This window comes from Methylobacterium mesophilicum SR1.6/6, from assembly GCF_000364445.2.
Classification (GTDB): domain Bacteria; phylum Pseudomonadota; class Alphaproteobacteria; order Rhizobiales; family Beijerinckiaceae; genus Methylobacterium; species Methylobacterium mesophilicum_A.
Window position 1 is genome coordinate 875,368 of the sequence record NZ_CP043538.1, and the last position, 15,656, is coordinate 891,023.

Annotated in this window: 16 protein-coding genes; 6 read left to right on the top strand and 10 right to left on the bottom strand. The window is 70.1% G+C overall.

Translation table 11 applies throughout. From position 1 onward, the window contains the following. Positions 1-9: 9 nt before the first annotated feature. Both MMSR116_RS04045 and MMSR116_RS04050 read right to left on the bottom strand, forming a co-directional pair. Entirely contained in the window at positions 10-1,593 is a 1,584-nt protein-coding gene (locus MMSR116_RS04045) for a DHA2 family efflux MFS transporter permease subunit (protein WP_010687147.1), read from the bottom strand. Then, positions 1,590-2,792, bottom strand: coding sequence for an HlyD family secretion protein (locus MMSR116_RS04050; protein ID WP_010687148.1), 1,203 nt, complete (start codon positions 2,790-2,792; stop codon positions 1,590-1,592). Before MMSR116_RS04050 ends, MMSR116_RS04045 begins: the two co-directional genes overlap by 4 nt. Before the next feature lie 77 nt (positions 2,793-2,869). Between MMSR116_RS04050 and MMSR116_RS04055 the strand changes: the two genes are divergently transcribed. Next, positions 2,870-3,556 carry a TetR/AcrR family transcriptional regulator gene (locus tag MMSR116_RS04055; RefSeq protein WP_010687149.1) on the top strand — a complete coding sequence of 229 codons (687 nt, stop codon included), beginning with the start codon at positions 2,870-2,872 and terminating at the stop codon, positions 3,554-3,556. 446 nt (positions 3,557-4,002) lie between these two features. Then, the gene (locus MMSR116_RS04060; RefSeq protein ID WP_039894795.1) at positions 4,003-4,713 is read left to right on the top strand and encodes a DUF1013 domain-containing protein; all 711 of its coding nucleotides are present in this window, start codon (positions 4,003-4,005) and stop codon (positions 4,711-4,713) included. 308 nt (positions 4,714-5,021) lie between these two features. On the opposite strand, the gene MMSR116_RS04065 is transcribed toward MMSR116_RS04060, so the two are convergent. From MMSR116_RS04065 to MMSR116_RS04080, 5 genes are all read right to left on the bottom strand, one after another. Continuing rightward, complete coding sequence (locus MMSR116_RS04065; RefSeq protein WP_432419900.1) at positions 5,022-6,119, bottom strand: MFS transporter; 1,098 nt, start codon at positions 6,117-6,119, stop codon at positions 5,022-5,024. Between the two features lie 12 nt (positions 6,120-6,131). Further along, positions 6,132-6,371, bottom strand: coding sequence for a hypothetical protein (locus MMSR116_RS31690; RefSeq protein ID WP_244625596.1), 240 nt, complete (start codon positions 6,369-6,371; stop codon positions 6,132-6,134). Positions 6,372-6,495: 124 nt separating this feature from the next. After that, positions 6,496-7,416, bottom strand: coding sequence for a hypothetical protein (locus MMSR116_RS04070; RefSeq protein WP_010687151.1), 921 nt, complete (start codon positions 7,414-7,416; stop codon positions 6,496-6,498). Positions 7,417-7,708: 292 nt separating this feature from the next. Beyond that, on the bottom strand, positions 7,709-8,653 hold the full coding sequence (locus tag MMSR116_RS04075; RefSeq protein ID WP_039894797.1) for a ribose-phosphate pyrophosphokinase: 945 nt from the start codon (positions 8,651-8,653) through the stop codon (positions 7,709-7,711). Positions 8,654-8,819: 166 nt separating this feature from the next. After that, entirely contained in the window at positions 8,820-9,056 is a 237-nt protein-coding gene (locus MMSR116_RS04080) for a DUF4170 domain-containing protein (RefSeq protein WP_010687153.1), read from the bottom strand. Positions 9,057-9,268: 212 nt separating this feature from the next. Between MMSR116_RS04080 and MMSR116_RS04085 the strand changes: the two genes are divergently transcribed. Then, complete coding sequence (locus MMSR116_RS04085) at positions 9,269-9,691, top strand: hypothetical protein (RefSeq protein ID WP_010687154.1); 423 nt, start codon at positions 9,269-9,271, stop codon at positions 9,689-9,691. 13 nt (positions 9,692-9,704) lie between these two features. On the opposite strand, the gene MMSR116_RS04090 is transcribed toward MMSR116_RS04085, so the two are convergent. Both MMSR116_RS04090 and MMSR116_RS04095 read right to left on the bottom strand, forming a co-directional pair. After that, positions 9,705-9,944: a hypothetical protein gene (locus MMSR116_RS04090; RefSeq protein ID WP_010687155.1), complete on the bottom strand. Its 240-nt coding sequence runs from the start codon at positions 9,942-9,944 to the stop codon at positions 9,705-9,707. Between the two features lie 464 nt (positions 9,945-10,408). Next, positions 10,409-11,455, bottom strand: coding sequence for a fumarylacetoacetate hydrolase family protein (locus tag MMSR116_RS04095; RefSeq protein WP_010687156.1), 1,047 nt, complete (start codon positions 11,453-11,455; stop codon positions 10,409-10,411). 269 nt (positions 11,456-11,724) lie between these two features. Here MMSR116_RS04095 and MMSR116_RS04100 point away from each other — a divergent pair, with 269 nt between their 5' ends. Genes MMSR116_RS04100 through MMSR116_RS04110 form a run of 3 tightly spaced genes read left to right on the top strand, consistent with a single transcriptional unit; the run spans position 11,725 to position 14,642 of the window. Continuing rightward, entirely contained in the window at positions 11,725-12,741 is a 1,017-nt protein-coding gene (locus MMSR116_RS04100; RefSeq protein WP_010687157.1) for a TRAP transporter substrate-binding protein, read from the top strand. 19 nt (positions 12,742-12,760) lie between these two features. Beyond that, the gene (locus MMSR116_RS04105; protein ID WP_010687158.1) at positions 12,761-13,348 is read left to right on the top strand and encodes a TRAP transporter small permease; all 588 of its coding nucleotides are present in this window, start codon (positions 12,761-12,763) and stop codon (positions 13,346-13,348) included. 10 nt (positions 13,349-13,358) lie between these two features. After that, a complete protein-coding gene (locus MMSR116_RS04110; RefSeq protein WP_010687159.1) occupies positions 13,359-14,642 on the top strand; it encodes a TRAP transporter large permease in 1,284 nt (427 codons plus the stop codon). Between the two features lie 67 nt (positions 14,643-14,709). On the opposite strand, the gene MMSR116_RS04115 is transcribed toward MMSR116_RS04110, so the two are convergent. Continuing rightward, positions 14,710-15,588 (bottom strand): LysR family transcriptional regulator, encoded by an 879-nt coding sequence (locus MMSR116_RS04115; RefSeq protein WP_010687160.1) that lies wholly within the window; start codon positions 15,586-15,588, stop codon positions 14,710-14,712. Between the last annotated feature and the right edge of the window lie 68 nt (positions 15,589-15,656).

Sequence of the window (15,656 nt, forward strand, 5' to 3'; positions counted from 1 at the left end):
CCCGCCCGGTCAGTGCGCCTCCACGGGCCCGGCGGCGCGCTGCGGCTTCTTGAGGATGGCCACCACGGCGAGGCTCGCCACGAGGCTCACCCCCACCAGCCAGAACCCGTCCGCGTAGGCCATGACGTAGGCCTCGCGGCGGACCTGCGCAGCGAGCTGGCCCAGCGCGACGCCCTTGGCGGCGAGCGGATCCGCGATGCGGGCATGCAGGCCGGCGGCCATGGTGGCGAGCCGGTCCTGGGTGCGGGTGGCGTTGACGGTGATCGCCTCGGCCAGCATCGAGAAGTGGAAGTGCTCCCGCCGGTCGATCATGGTCGACAGCATGGCGATGCCGATCGAGCCGCCGAGGTTGCGCATCATGTTCGACAGCGCCGAGGCGTCGGCGGTGTCGCGCGGCGCGAGGCCGGCCGTGGAGAGCTGCGAGAGCGGGATCGTGAACAGCGGCTGCCCGATGGCCCGCATGAGCTGCGGCAGGATCAGCTGATCGGCGCCGACATCGTGGGTCAGGCCCACGTTGATCCAGCAGCTCGCGATGAAGAAGAGGGTCCCGGTCACCACGAGCAGCCGGGCGTCGACGGCGCGCATGAGCAGGGGCATCATCGGGAACAGGACCAGCTGCGGCAGGCCCGACCACATCACCACGGTGCCGATCTGCTCGGCGTTGTAGCCCTGGATCTGCGCGCAGTAGACCGGGATGATGTAGATCGATCCGAACGACACCGCGCCCAGCACGGTCATCAGCACGCAGGCGCCCCCGACCGAGCGGTTGGCCAGAACCCGCAGGTTGATGAAGGGCTTGGAAGCCGTCAGCTCGCGCACGATGAAGCCGGTGATGCCCGCCGCGGCGAGCCAGCTCGCCTGAACGATCACGGGCGAGCCGAACCAGTCCTTGCGCTGCCCCTCCTCCAGCACGAAGGTCAGCGCCGGCAGGCCGGTCGCCATCAGGCCGATGCCGATCCAGTCGCCCTTGAGCAGCTCGGCCCAGCGCGCGGGGGCCTTCTCGAAGGCGCCGAGCTGGATCGCGGCCGCGATCGGACCGAAGATCAGGTTCAGGTAGAAGATGTAGTGCCAGGACAGGTTGTCGGTGAGCCAGCCGCCCACCGTCGGGCCGATGGCCGGCGCGAAGGTCGCGGTCAGCCCGAACAGGGCGATGCCGACCGCCTGCTGGCTCTTGGGCAGCCGCGTCCGCACGATCACGATCGCGGTGGGGATCAGGACGCCGCCGGTGAAGCCCTGGCCGGCCCGGAACAGGATCATCTGGCTTAACGACGTCGAGAGCGCGCAGGCCAGCGAGAAGGCGGTGAACAGCATCGTGTTCACCGCGAGGTAGCGGCGCAGGCCGACCACCGAGGACAGCCAGCCGGTGAGCGGAATCACGATGATCTCGGCCATCAGGTAGGCGGTGGAGATCCAGCTCCCCTCCTCGGTGGAGGCGCCGAGCGCCCCCTGGATGTCGGCGAGCGAGGCGTTGGTGATCTGGATGTCGAGGATCGCCGTGAAGGCGCCGAGGATCGCGCCGAACACGGCGAGCCAGTCCCGGGCGCTCGCCTTCGCGTCGGGCACGGGCATGCCCACGGCCGGAACGGCACTCATCGCGGCAGGGCCTCGCTGACGAGGGCCGTCGGGGCGGGCTTGGGCCTTGCGGGGCTGACCGCCTCCACCGGGTCGGCGGTGTGGACGGTCGCCTCCACCGAGAGGCCGGGACGCAGGCGGGCGACCAGCGGATCCGCCGGGTCGAGGGCGACGCGCACGGGCACGCGCTGCACCACCTTGGTGAAGTTGCCGGTGGCATTCTCGGGGGGCAACAGGGCGAACTGGGAGCCCGTGCCCGGGGAGAAGCTCTCGATCCGGCCCTCGAACGCATGGTCGCCGAAGGCGTCCACCGTGAAGGTGACCCGCTGGCCCTCGACCATGTGCCCGGTCTGGGTCTCCTTGAAGTTCGCCACGAGGTAGATGTCGCGCCCCATGGGAACCAGGGTCAGGAGCCCGGTGCCGGGGGAGACCACCTGCCCGATCCGCAGCGCCCGGTCGCCGGCCACGCCGTCGATCGGGGCCACGATGGTGGTGTAGCTGAGGTCGAGCTTGACCCCTTCGACCTTGGCCTGTGCGCCCTCGAGGCTCGCCCGGGTGCTCGCTTCGAGCGCCTTCAGGCTGTCGATCTGCTTCTGCGCGGCGTCGAGCGAGGCGGCGGCCTTGTCGCGGGCGGCGTGGCGCTGGCGCAGGTCGGCATCCGCCTGCTGCTGGCGCTGCACCGTGCCGGAGCCGGTCTGCAGCAGGTTCTGGTAGCGCGTGTATTCCTGCTGCGAGAAGGTGAGTGCGGCCTCGGCATTGGCGAGGTCGGCCTTCGACGAGGCGACCTGCGCCTGCTGCTGGATGATGGCCGAGGCGACGCCGAGCACCTGCGCCTTGTCCTTCTCGACCTCGGCCTCGGCCTGCTTGAGCTGGACCCGGTAGGACCGGTCGTCGAGGCGCGCGATGACGTCGCCGGCCTTCACCGACTGGTTGTCGCCAACCCGCACGTCCGCGACGATCCCGGCGATGCGCGGCGCCACCGTGACCTTGTCGGATTGCAGGTAGGCGTCGTCGGTGGTCTCGAGGAAGCGCCCGATGGTCCACCAGTGCCAGCCGTAGGTCCCGGCACCGCCCAGCGCGAGCAGGCCCACCAGCGGCAGGACGACCCGCGCCCGGCCGCGGCGCGGCTTCGCTGCGGTTGCGGGCGGCGCGACAGGGATCGCCGCGCCGCCGGCAACCGGCTCGGCGCTCTTGAAGCTGTCGCTGCGACGTGCGTCCATGGGGTCTGGCCAGAATTAAAACGGTACGGTATCGTTTTGATAATACGAAGGGTGCCGGTCTGCAAGGAGGATCGCGGGTGACGGCGACGGAGATCGAGCGGGCGGAAGCCGGACCGCGGCGGGGCGGGCGGCCCACGCGCGCGGAGGCGGCCCGCCGCGAGGCGCACCTGATCGCCGTGGCGACCACGCTGTTCATGGAGCGCGGCTTCGACGCCACCTCCATCGACGCGGTGGCCGAGGCTGCCGGGATGAGCAAGCCGACGGTCTACGCCCGCTACCGCGACAAGCGGGCCCTGTTCGAGGCGGTCCTGCGCGAGCGGATCGCCGCGTGGCTGGCGCCCCTCGCCGCCGCCGCGGAGGCGCAGGCGGCCCGGGCCGGAACCGATGACGGGACGGACGACGTCGAGGCGGCCCTGCACGACCTGAGCCGCACCCTGCTGGCCCACGGGCAGACGCCGGGGGCGGCGATGCTCAAGCGCAACCTCGTGGCCCAGGCGCTGCAGTTCCCGGAGCTCGCCCGCCTCGCCCACGAGGAGGGCTGGCTGCGGGGCGTGCGCGCCGTGGCGCAGATCATCGACATCTTCGCCCGGCGCGGGCGGATCGCGGTGGCCGATCCCGAGATCGCCGCCGACCTGTTCCTCAGCCTCGTCCTCGGCCGGTCCTCCCAGGCGACCCTGTACGGCATCGCCACCGACCCGGAGATGCAGGAGCGGCGCCGGCAGGCGGCGGTGCGGCTGTTCCTCGATGGAGTGCGGCCGCGCTGACGGGCGACCGGAACGTTGTTGGCGCGCTCGGGGCGCGCTACATTCGGGAGTGGGATCGGCGGCAGCCACCGCCGATCCCTGGCAATTACCCGTTAGGGTTTAGCCAACTCAAGAACACCGGGTGGATGGCGAGTCGGAGGTGCACGCTCCACTCGCCATTTCCGTTTCTTGAGACTGCCAGAGAGAAGACCATCTCTCCACACTCCCGGCCGCGTGCGGCCTTCGCGGGTGAGTCGGTCAGGCTCACGGCATGAAGCTTAGCCGTATCTCCGCGACCTGAAGAATCCGCCTCCGGCGCCCCGAACCCGCGATTGCGCCCCTCCCGGCCCCGGCCTATATACGGACATCCCCATTCAACAGCGTGAGACGGGACATCCGGATCCACCATCCGGAGCCCGCGGCCCGATGCCCGGCCCCCGTCCCGCCAGGCCGGAGCACGAGAAGACATGTCCCAGGGTCCGCTGATGCCCAAGGCGACCGCCGTGTGGCTGGTCGAGAACACCTCGCTGGCCTTCGAGCAGATCGCCGATTTCTGCAAGCTGCACCCGCTCGAGGTGAAGGGCATCGCCGACGGCGAGGTCGCGGCCGGCATCAAGGGGCTCGACCCGGTCTCCACCGGCCAGCTCACCCGCGACGAGATCGAGAAGGCCCAGAAGGCGCCGCACTACAGGCTGAAGCCCGCCGTCTCGAAGGTGAAGCTGCCGGAGGTGAAGCGCACCACCAAGGGGCCGCGCTACACCCCGCTGTCGCGCCGCCAGGACCGGCCGAACGCCATCCTCTGGCTGCTGCGCAACCACCCGGAGCTGAAGGACTCGCAGATCATCCGGCTGGTCGGCACCACCAAGTCGACGATCCAGCAGATCCGCGAGCGCACCCACTGGAACTCGGGCTCGCTGCAGCCGATGGACCCGGTGACCCTGGGCCTCACCACCCAGATCAACCTCGACTTCGAGGTCCAGCGCGCGGCAGCCGACCGCCCGGCGGCGGTGGCGGCCGAGTCCGGCGCCTCGCTGCTGCCGACCGAGGTTTCCACGGCCCGCGACGAGCACGACCGCGAGCCCGAGGAGGAGCACGGCGGCCGCGAGGAGCGGCTCGACGCCGATTCGGTCTTCGCCAAGCTCAAGGGCCGGCACCAGGACGAGGACGACGAGGAGTAGCGCAGCGCGCAGCCCTCTCCTGTTCGGGCTACGATGTTCACAGATCTGCGCCGACGCGCGCTCCTCCCCTGGCGATCCCGGGCTTGCCCGGGATCGCTCGAGCGTGCGGGGAGGGGTTGGAGCTGAGGTTGGTGCAGGTTCGAGCGCGCTGGTGCCTTCCGCACCACCCCCACGCCTGGCCCCTCCCCGCAAGGGGGAGGGGAAAAGCGCTCTTTTTCCGGAGCGCCGGTGTCTGACTCAGAAGTGTGGATCCCGTAGCCTGTTCGGGAAAGGGACCGGCCGGCATGCCGGAGCGCAGGACCCCGGCCCTACACCGGTAAGGGGCGGCCCGTCGTCTCCGGCATGAACCACGGCACCACGAGGCCGATCAGGTAGACGCTCGACAGGGTCAGCGCCGCGGCGGCCACGCCGCCGAAGGAGGTGACGATCTGTCCGGCGACGATCGGGAAGATCCAGGCGATCAGCCGGGCGCCGTTGAACACGAAGCTCGCCGCCGTCGCCCGGACCGCCGGGGTGAACAGCTCCACGAGGTAGATCGCCATCCACGAGAAGGCGAAGCCCAGGGTGAAGAACCCGTTCAGGAAAGCGAGCCCCATGAACGGCACCAGCCCGCCGGTCCAGAGGTAGCAGGCGAGCGACGTGGCGATGCAGCCGATATAGGTGACGAGCAGGAAGCTCCGCCGTCCGAGGGCATCCGCCACGAATCCCGAGATCACATAGGCGCTGATCGCCCCGAGATTGTAGATGATGCCCATGCGCGGCCCCCAGACGTTGGCCGGCTCGCCCGCGGCCTTGGCCAGCCCCTCCGTGTAGGCCGGCAGCCAGGACGAGACCGCCCACCAGCCCACCGTGGTGGCGAAGGACATCGCGGTGGCGAGCAGCACCCGCCGCCGGCTCTCCGGCTCGCGGAAGATCTCCGCCAGGGTGAAGGGGCGCTGCGGGGCCCGCGGGGCGTGACCGGCATCCTCCGCGGTGGCGGCCCAGCGCTGTTCCTTCAGCGCCTGCATCCACTGCTCGGATTCCTCCAGCGCCCGCCGCAGGTAGAGGCAGACGAAGGCCGGCAGGGCACCGAGCGCGAACATGATGCGCCAGGACTGGTCGCCCATCGGGTTGGTGGCCGCCAGCACCGCCCACACGATGGCGGCGAGCACGGCGCCGCCGCCGAAGCCCGATTGCAGGAAGCCGCAGCCCTTGGGCCGCGCCCGGTTCGGCCAGGTCTCGGCCACCAGCGCGATGCCGGTGGACCACTCCGAGCCGATGGCGAGGCCGGTGATGAACCGCAGGAGCGCGAGCTGCGTGAAGCTCCCCGCGAAGGCGGTCAGTCCCGTGAAGACCGCGTAGCCCAGGATCGAGAGCATCATCATGCGCTTGCGGCCGATGTAGTCGGCCGCGATCCCGCCGAGCAGGCCGCCGAGGCCCTAGCCGAGCAGCGTGATGCCGATGGCGGCGCCGACGTAGAAGGCGGGCGCCTGGGCCTGCTCGGGGGTGAGGATGGTGTTGAGCGCCGGGCGGAGCGCGTAGACGAGCGCCACCGCCTCGTAGCCGTCGAAGATCCAGCCGAGATAGCTGCCCCAGAGGATCCGCCAGTGGCGCGGGGTGAGCCCCGCGTACCAGGGCGCGGACGCGTCCTCGTGCAGCACCGCGTCGCCCGAACTCATGCCATCCTCCTCCCTGGCGCCGGGACGGGACGCGGTCCCGCTTCCCGGCCGGAACCGTACCACAACCTGCATCCCGGATTGAGCAGCGGGTCCGGCCTGCGCGGCGCCCGGGACCGCCGGCCCGTCAGGGCGTGTAACCCAGAAAATCGGCCACCGCCTTCGAGAATTCCGGGGTCCGCAGGTAGCCGTACGACTTGTGCCGGTTCTCCGCGCCGTCCGGGCGCCGGTAGGCGTTGATCACCGGGACATCCCGCACCCGCACGCCGGCGGCGTTCGGCGCGTAGAGTTCCGCGAGGTCGTCGCCCACCGTGGCGATGTCCTGGCGGTCCATCAGGTTGGTCCAGGCGGTCAGCGCGGCCGGCACCCGGAGGTCGCCGTGCTCGGCGGCGAGCTTCAGCTTGAGCTCGGCAAGCCCCAGAGGCGAGCCGAGGGTGACCAAGTCGCAGCGGGGCAGGGGCGTCCCGTCCGCCTCGGCGGCGCGCAGCACGTCGTAGGCGATCAGGCCACCCATCGAGTGCGCGGCGATCAGGACGGTGTCCTCCGCGGCCTCGACCAGCGCGACGCGCAGGCGCTCCCGGGCGGCGTCCCGGAACGCCGCGTCCTCGTAGTAGCCCCAGAGATCGTCGAGGCGGTACTCCAGGATCAGGTCGTCCACCGGGGTCAGGCCGGCGGCCTCCTGGAGGTGCGCGAGACCCCGGTAGATCCGATCCTTGAGGGTCGGCTCGGCGGCGGCGGGCTGGCCCGCCGGGGAGGGGAACGGTCCGAGACCGTGATCGGGAGCGTAGGGCTCGCGGTTGCTGTCGCCGGAGAGCGGCTGCGGGTAGCGCAGGTCCGCCCAGTAGACGAACGCGAACGGAAGGTCGGCGGCGGTCAGCTGGAACCCGCCATTGCGGTCCAGACCTTCACGGATCGCCGCGTTCCACCAGGCGGCCTTCTCGTCGCGCGGCGGCTTGTTGGCGAGCCCGTGGATGCCGATGATGCGCGCCCGACCCAGTGTCCGCTCCCAGACCCAGAAACGATTGGCTGGACCAGATAGGGCAGCCACGCGCGGACGGGACTGCGGCTAAGTTTCCGGGCGAATACCGATCCGGCGTGCCAGAGCCGGCCCCGATCGGGTTGCGCCTGGACGGAGACCCCTTTCGGCACCGGCCGCCCCACCCAGTCCCCTCATCCTGAGGTGCTGCGCAGCAGCCTCGAAGGAGAGATCCAGGGCTCGCGCGCTGGCGGGAGGGCTCCTTCGAGGCCCTCGCTGCGCTCCGGCCCCTCAGGATGAGGGGGCTCGGTGGGGTGACCGGGGTCCAAGACGCGGTGTGCCGGCCCCGGCGCCCCGGAGGCCGCTAGTCGAACAGGCTGGAGACGCTGGACTCGGTCGCCGTCCGGCCGATCGCCTCGCCGAGCAGCGGCGCGATCGTCGCCACCCGGATGTTGCGGGCGAGCTTGACGGCCTGCGTCGGCTGGATGGAGTCGGTGATCACCAGCTCCTTCATCCGCGAGGCGGCGATGCGGGAGACCGCGCCGCCCGAGAGCACCCCGTGGGTGATGTAGGCCGAGACGTCCTTGGCGCCGGCATTGAGCAGGGCCTCGGCGGCGTTGACCAGGGTGCCGCCCGAATCGACGATGTCGTCCACGAGGATGCAGGAGCGGCCCTCGACCTCGCCGATGATGTTCATCACCTCGGACTCGCCCGGGCGCTCCCGGCGCTTGTCGACGATGGCCAGCGGGCAGTCGATCCGCTTGGCGATGGCGCGGGCGCGGACCACGCCGCCGACGTCCGGCGAGACCACCATCCGGTCGGCGGTCGGCAGCCGCTCCTTGATGTCGCGCACCATCACGGGGGCGGCGAACAGGTTGTCGGTGGGGATGTCGAAGAAGCCTTGGATCTGGCCGGCATGGAGGTCGAGGGTCAGGACGCGGTCGGCGCCGGCCTCGGTGATCAGGTTCGCCACCAGCTTGGCGGAGATCGGGGTGCGGCCCGAGGTGCGCCGGTCCTGCCTGGCATAGCCGAAATACGGGATCACCGCCGTGATGCGCCGGGCCGAGGACCGGCGCGCGGCGTCGATCATGATCAGCAGTTCCATCAGGTGGTCGTTGGCCGGGAACGACGTCGACTGGACGATGAACACGTCCTCGCCGCGCACGTTCTCCTGCAGCTCGACGAAGATCTCCATATCGGCGAAGCGCCGGACCATGCACTTGGCGAGCGGCAGCTCGAGATAGGCCGCGATCGCCTCGGCCAGGGGCCGGCTGGCATTCCCGGCGATGATCTTGATCGAGGATTTCATGGGCGGCCGCTCACTCGCGGCCGGGCTGCCCGCCGCGCTCCGATGACCGGTCCCGTCACGGGCCGGAACGATGCGATGACGGGCGAGGCTCTTAGCAGCGGGCATGAAGTGTCACAATGCCTTCACGCAGGCTCTCCGCAGAAGCGTGGCGCAGGGCTCGCGGCGCTCAGGGAACCTGCGGCTCCAGCAGCCGGTGCAGGTGGACCACGAAGTAGCGGGTCTGCGCGCTGTCGACGGTGGCCTGGGCCTTGGCCCGCCACGCGGCCTGCGCGGAGGCGTAGTCCGGGTAGATGCCGACGATGTCGAGGTTCTTGATGTCCCGGAAGCGGACGCCGTCGAGATCCTGCAATTCGCCGCCGAAGACCAGGTGCAGCTTCTGGTCGCTGTCGATCGCCGTCGCCATGGCTGAATCCTCCGCTCTCGCTCGCCGCGCTCAACCGGGGGCTCGCAAATGGCGGCCCGCCGGTCAAGCCTGAACCGCCGCGGCCCGGACTTGCCGCGTGCGTGGCCCCATCGTGGCCCGAAGCGCGGATCCTTGCGCGGATCTCTGCGCGGATCTCCGCGCGGCTTGGCGGCGGGGCGAAACCCTGGACGCGCCGTGGTAGGAAGCGGCGCATGACAGGAAGGCTTCTCCCCATCGCGGCCCTGACGCTCGCCCTCGCCGCGGTGCCGGCTCTGGGGCAGCAAGCGGGCCGGGCGCCGAGCCGGACCGCACCCGACAAGGTCGCTCCGGACAAGGGCAGTCCGGACAAGGGCGCTCCGGACCGGCGCGGCGGCCCGCCGGTGATCGGCTGCCCGTCGCTGGCGAACTACCGGATGCTGATGCGCGACGGGGTGCAGGCGGCCGCCGCCCAGCTGGCCGATCCCAAGGCGGACCATCTCGGCTGCGCCACGCTGTCCCGCACGGAGATCACCGGCATCGCCGATCACGTCTTGCTGGGCGGCCAGAGCTACGACTGCGCCGGCATCCGCGGCACCACGGCCTGCCACTGGATCGAGGCCGGGGCATCCGGCCGTCCCGGACCCGCCGGCCGCTGACGGCCGGCCCGCTTCAGCGCAGGTAGCCGCCGGCGCGCAGGTCCCGTTCCACGGCCTCGTGGACGGCCTGGAGGGGATTGTCGTTCGTGGCGGCCGGCGCCTGCAGCGGCGGCATCGGGGCGATTTTCGTGTCGAGCCCCGGCAGGATGGTCGGTCCGGTCTCCGTCGCGGCACGCGGGAACCGGCGCGCGGCCAGCGTCCGCAGGGCTGCGCGGGCGCCGGACGGGATGAGTGTGGCGAGCCGGTCCAGCATGGCCGGCGTCGGTGCTTGCCTCGATGCCTGCCTCGGCGCTTGACCGGCGGCCGGCGGAGGCGAGACGTGGGCGTCGGGACGGTTTTTCACGGGATCACCAGCGGAACGACCGAATACGGGAAACGAGGCAAGAAACCTACCGTTCCGATGGCCTAGTATTGCCAATTTCCCAGATATTGTCGCCCAGGTGGCGCATTGAATTGTTCGATCGGTTCAGAGCGTATGAAGATGGACCGCGGCTTCTCGCCTGACGGGATCGCATTCGTCCCGTTCGCGCAGCGCTCCGGCAGATCACGCGGCCGTCATCCGCAACGCTTCGGCACGGCTTCGGACAGCCGTCGTCGCGCGGGACGCGTCGGATCGCCGCCCCGCCCGCGCGGCCGTGTGGAGGATCCGCGCCGTTGCGGCCTGCACCGACGAACGCGGCCCGGCCGGCACCAGCCGCCGCATCGGCGCGATCCGGTTCAGGCGTGAACGGGCTGGATCACGTTGCGCAGGGTCCCCAGCCCGACGATCTCCGACTCCATGACGTCGCCGGGCTTGAGGAATTCCGGCGGCTTGCGCGCGTTGCCGACGCCGGGGGGCGTGCCGGTGGCGATGATGTCGCCCGGCACGAGGGTGAGGCCGTGCGACAGCTCGGCGATGATGCGGGCCACCTTGAAGTACATCTGCTGCGTCGAGGCGTCCTGCTTCACCACGCCGTTCACCCGCGTGATCAGATGGAGGTTGGCGGGATCGAGGTCGGAGGCCGGGACGATCCAGGGGCCGATCGGGCCGTGACCGTCGAGGCTCTTGCCCTTGAACCACTGACCCCCATGGAGCTTGATCTGCATGTCGCGGGCGGTGGTGTCGTTGAGGACGCTGTAGCCGAACACGTGGCCCATCGCGTCGGCTTCCGGGATGTTGCGGCCGCCCGTGCCGATGATCACGGCGAGTTCCACCTCCCAGTCGATCGCGGTCGAGACCTCCGGATCGAAGGGAATCGGGTCGTAGGGACCGTTCACCGTGTTGACGCCCTTGGTGAAGAACACCGGATGAGCCGGGTACTCGGCGTTCGTGCCGCGCGCGGCCTGCCCCTCGGCGAAGTGCTCCAGGTAGTTCCAGCCGACCGCGTAGATGTTGCGCGTCGGCGTCGGGATCGGCGCGAGGAGCCGGACGGTCTCCACCGACGGCCCGTCGCCCGCCGCGGCGGCGCGGCGGACGGCGTCGAGCGCCGCGGGGCCGGCCTCGATCAGCGACACCATCCGGGCCGGGTCGAAGCCGGGCAGGGCGGCGCGCGACAGGTCGACGACGCGCCCGTCCGCGCGCACGGCGCCGAGGCGAGGGGCGGCGCCCGCGTCGGGCAGGAAGGTGACGAGGCGCAGGGCCTCGCCGCCCGCGGGCGGGATCGGGCGGCCCGGACCGGCGCTGGGGGTCTGCGCGTCGGGCGTCAGGGCGGCGGCCGGCGTCGCCAGCGCACCGGCCGCCGTCACGGCCGCGGAGAGGTGCAGGAAATCGCGCCGGGTGCTCATGGGTCGTCCTCCTCCGCGCCCGCCGCTCGCCGGGGCAGTGCGCGCGGGGAGCTTCGAATACGTGCATTCAAAATGCAATCCCGGGACGCGACCCTTGCCGGGTGCGTGTCAGCGCATGCCGCGTCCCGTCGTGGCCGGACCGCCGGACCGGAGGAACGGTCCGATCCGTCAGGGAGCTTGCCGCTTTCCGGCTTGTCGCATCGGCGGCCGCCTGTAAGCCTATCCAAAATACGATTCGCGCGAGCGCCGGATCGACCTGGGAGGATGCCATGAAGATCCCGTTGCTCGGCACGCTCGCCTGCGCGCTCGCGCTCGCGACCCCGGCTGCCGCGGCTCCGGCCGCCGCGCAGGCGCCGATCGTCATCAAGTTCAGCCACGTCACCACCACGGACACGCCGAAGGGCCAGGGCGCCGAGCGCTTCAAGCAGCTCGCCGAAGAGCGCACGAAGGGCGCCGTGAAGGTCGAGATCTACCCGAACAGCACGCTCTACAAGGACAAGGAGGAGGTGGAGATGCTCCAGCTCGGCGCCGTGCAGATGCTGGCGCCGTCCACCAGCAAGTTCGGCCCCCTCGGCGTCAAGGAGTACGAGGCCTTCGACCTGCCCTACATCTTCCCCAACGAGCAGGTGCTGCGCCGCGTCCAGGACGGGCCGATCGGGCAGGGATTGTTCAAGAAGCTGGAATCCAAGGGCATCACGGGCCTCGGCTACTGGGACAACGGCTTCAAGATCCTCACGTCCAACAAGCCGATGCACGCGCCGGAGGACATGCGGGGCCTGAAGTTCCGCATCCAGTCCTCGAAGGTGCTGGAGGCCCAGTTCAAGCAGCTCGGCGCGCTGCCCCAGGTGCTGGCCTTCTCGGAGCTGTACCAGGCGCTCCAGACCGGCGTGGTCGACGGGCAGGAGAACCCGCCCTCGAACGTCACCACGCAGAAGCTCAACGAGGTGCAGAAGCACGCCTCGCTGACCTATCACGGCTACGTCGGCTACGCGGTGATCGTGAACAAGGGCTTCTGGGACGGCCTGCCCGCCGACATCCGCACCACGCTGGAGGGTGCCATGAAGGAGGCGACCGCCTACGAGCACGAGATCGCCGACAAGCAGAACGCGCAGGCGCTCGCCGACATCCGCGCCACCGGCAAGACCGAGGTCTACACGCCGACCGAGGCCGAGAACGCCGCGTGGCGCAAGGCGCTCGCGCCGGTCCAGCGCGAGATGGCCGCCCGCGTCGGCAAGGATCTGGTCGCCGCCCTCAACAAGGAAGCCGAAGGCGCGCCGAACAACTGATCCGATTCCGCGCCCGGCCATGCTGCTGAAGATCCTCGACCGGCTCGAAGAGGTGCTGATCGGCACGCTGATGGCGGCCGCCACCGTGATCACCTTCGCCACGGTGGTGCACCGGTTCCTCTCCGGCATCCCCACCCTGCAGGACTACACGGACCGGATCGACTTCGGCTGGTCCCAGGAACTGTGCATCTACATGTTCATCTGGGTCGCCAAGTTCGGCGCGGCCTACGGCGTGCGCACCGGCATCCATGTCGGCGTCGACGTGCTGGTCAACCGGCTGCCGCCCGGGGCGCGCCGGGCCATGGTGCTGCTCAGCCTCGCGGCCGGCGCCCTGTTCACCGGCATCGTGGGCACGCTCGGCGCGAGCTTCGTCTGGCGCATCGGCCACACCGACCAGACCACGCCCGACATGGAGATCCCGGTCTGGATCGTCTACCTCGCGATCCCGCTCGGCTCCTACCTGATGTGCTTCCGCTTCCTGCAGGTCGCCTGGACCTTCCTGCGGACCGGCCACCTGCCGGCCCGCGACCACGCCCATGTCGACGGGGTCCCGACGGTCGAGGGCGTCGACCCGATCCAGCTCGGCCGCGAGGGAGGCCCGGCATGAGTGGCCCAGCATGAGCGGCCTGATCATCTTCGGGCTGCTGATCGCCCTGATGCTCACCGGCATGCCGATCTCGATCGCGCTCGGCCTGACGGTGCTGACCTTCCTGTTCACCCTGACGCAGGTGCCGATCGAGAGCGTGGCGCTCAAGCTGTTCACCGGGATCGAGAACTTCTCGATCATGGCGATCCCGTTCTTCATCCTGGCCGGCAACTTCCTGGCCCATGGCGGCGTGGCCCGGCGGATGATCGCGTTCACGACCTCCCTGGTCGGGCACTGGCCCGGCGGCCTGGGACTCGCGGGCGTGGTCGCCTGCGCGCTGTTCGCCGCCGTGTCGGGATCGAGCGTGGCGACCGTGGTGGCGATCGGCTCGATCATCCTGCCGGCCATGGTGGCGGAGGGCTACCCGAAGCGCTTCGGCGCCGGGATCATCACCACCTCGGGGGCGCTGGGCATCCTGGTGCCGCCCTCGATCATCCTGGTGCTCTACGGGGTCTCGACGAATTCCTCGATCGGCAACCTGTTCCTGGCCGGTGTGATGCCCGGCCTCGTCCTGTCGTTCATGCTCGGCGCCGTGACCTTCGTGATCGCCAAGCGCCGCGGCTACCCGCGCCTGCCGAAGGCCAGCTGGGGCGCGCGGCTGCGGGCGTTCCGCGAGAGCGTCTGGGGCCTGTTCCTGGTGGTGATGGTGATCGGCGGCATCTATGCCGGGATTTTCACGCCGACCGAGGCGGCCGCCACGGCCGCGGTCTACGCCTTCGTGATCGCGGTGTTCGTCTACCGCGACCTGAAGCTCTCCGACGTGCCCCGCGTGCTGCTCGCCTCGGCCAACATGAGCGCGATGCTGCTCTACATCATCACCAACGCGGTGCTGTTCTCCTTCCTGATGACCTCGGAGAACATCCCCCAGACGATGGCGGCGTGGCTGATCGCCATGAACTTCAGCCCGCTGGTCTTCCTGCTGGTGGTCAACATCATCCTGCTGATCGCCGGCAACGTGATGGAGCCGTCCTCGATCCTGCTGATCATGGCGCCGATCCTGTTCCCGATCGCCGTCAAGCTCGGGATCGACCCGATCCATTTCGGGATCATCATGGCGGTGAACATGGAGGTCGGCCTCTGCCACCCGCCGGTGGGGCTCAACCTCTACGTGGCGAGCGGCATCGCCCATATGGGCATCTCGGAGCTCACGGTGGCGGTGCTGCCCTGGCTCCTGACGATGCTGGGCTTCCTGGTCCTCGTGACCTACTGGCCCGCCCTGTCCCTGTGGCTCCCCCGGGCCCTCGGGGCGATGTGAGATTCGGTCGCCTCCTGAGTTCGCCGGCCACGGGCGGCTAAGGCGGACCCGGCAGACGGCAGTCCGGCTACTGCGCTTCCGCTGCCACCCGCACGGCGGCGACGAAGGTCGCGATGAGCGGTTCCGTCGTCTTGGTCCACAGCGCGTGGACGTCGGCCTGGATCCGCGGTCCGCGAACAGGTCGGTACACGACCTCCGCATGGGCGAGCCGCGCCACGGATTCGGGGATGATGGCGATGCCGAGCCCCGCCGCGACCAAGCTCGTCAGGGAGGCGGCCTCGACCACCTGATAGGTGATCTTCGGCTCGAACCCGGCTTCGACGCAGCATTGCCAGAGATGCTTGGCGAAGAGGGAATCCACCAGCCGGAAGAAGACGAACGTCTCCTCGGCGAGGTCGGACAGGGTGACCGGCCCGTCCGCGAGACGATGCCCCCGCGGGAGCACGATGCTGACACTCTCCCGCCAAGCCAGCGCGCTGACCAGCGCGCTGTCCTGGGGCGGGCAGCGCAGCAGGCTCACGTCGGTCTGACCGGCCTTCAGCATCGCGATCTGCCGGTCCGGCGCCATCTCGTGGAGACGCAAGTCGACATCCGGATTGCCCCGCGAGAAGTCCCGGATCGCCCGACCGAGGGGTCCGGCGAGCATCGAGCCCGTCAGGCCCACATTGATGATGCCCGCCGTGCCGGAGCCGATGGCGCGCGCGCGGCCGACGGCCTCCCCCGCCTTCTCCAGGATGGCGATCACCTGGGCGTGGAAATCGACACCCGCCTTCGTCAGGGCGACCCGGCGGGTGGTGCGCTCGAAGAGCGGCGTGCCGACCTCGGCCTCGAGGTCGCGGATCTGCTGGCTGAGCGGCGGCTGCGCGACGCCCAGGCTCTCGGCAGCGGCCGTGAAGCTGAGATGCTTCGCGACGGCCGCGAAGTAGCGCAGGTGCCGGAGTTCCATATGACCATTTCATACCACCACAGTCTGAATAGCAATGAAAAGAATATTTGACGTCTCAATTTTCCAGC

Bases quoted from the DNA above. Each gene is read 5' to 3' on its own strand.
- MMSR116_RS04045 (WP_010687147.1), bottom strand. From the start codon at position 1,593: ATGAGTGCCGTTCCGGCCGTGGGCATGCCCGTGCCCGACGCGAAGGCG.
- MMSR116_RS04050 (WP_010687148.1), bottom strand. From the start codon at position 2,792: ATGGACGCACGTCGCAGCGACAGCTTCAAGAGCGCCGAGCCGGTTGCC.
- MMSR116_RS04060 (WP_039894795.1), top strand. From the start codon at position 4,003: ATGTCCCAGGGTCCGCTGATGCCCAAGGCGACCGCCGTGTGGCTGGTC.
- MMSR116_RS31690 (WP_244625596.1), bottom strand. From the start codon at position 6,371: ATGAGTTCGGGCGACGCGGTGCTGCACGAGGACGCGTCCGCGCCCTGG.
- MMSR116_RS04075 (WP_039894797.1), bottom strand. From the start codon at position 8,653: ATGAAATCCTCGATCAAGATCATCGCCGGGAATGCCAGCCGGCCCCTG.
- MMSR116_RS04080 (WP_010687153.1), bottom strand. From the start codon at position 9,056: ATGGCGACGGCGATCGACAGCGACCAGAAGCTGCACCTGGTCTTCGGC.
- MMSR116_RS04085 (WP_010687154.1), top strand. From the start codon at position 9,269: ATGACAGGAAGGCTTCTCCCCATCGCGGCCCTGACGCTCGCCCTCGCC.
- MMSR116_RS04090 (WP_010687155.1), bottom strand. From the start codon at position 9,944: ATGCTGGACCGGCTCGCCACACTCATCCCGTCCGGCGCCCGCGCAGCC.
- MMSR116_RS04095 (WP_010687156.1), bottom strand. From the start codon at position 11,455: ATGAGCACCCGGCGCGATTTCCTGCACCTCTCCGCGGCCGTGACGGCG.
- MMSR116_RS04100 (WP_010687157.1), top strand. From the start codon at position 11,725: ATGAAGATCCCGTTGCTCGGCACGCTCGCCTGCGCGCTCGCGCTCGCG.
- MMSR116_RS04105 (WP_010687158.1), top strand. From the start codon at position 12,761: ATGCTGCTGAAGATCCTCGACCGGCTCGAAGAGGTGCTGATCGGCACG.
- MMSR116_RS04110 (WP_010687159.1), top strand. From the start codon at position 13,359: ATGAGCGGCCTGATCATCTTCGGGCTGCTGATCGCCCTGATGCTCACC.
- MMSR116_RS04115 (WP_010687160.1), bottom strand. From the start codon at position 15,588: ATGGAACTCCGGCACCTGCGCTACTTCGCGGCCGTCGCGAAGCATCTC.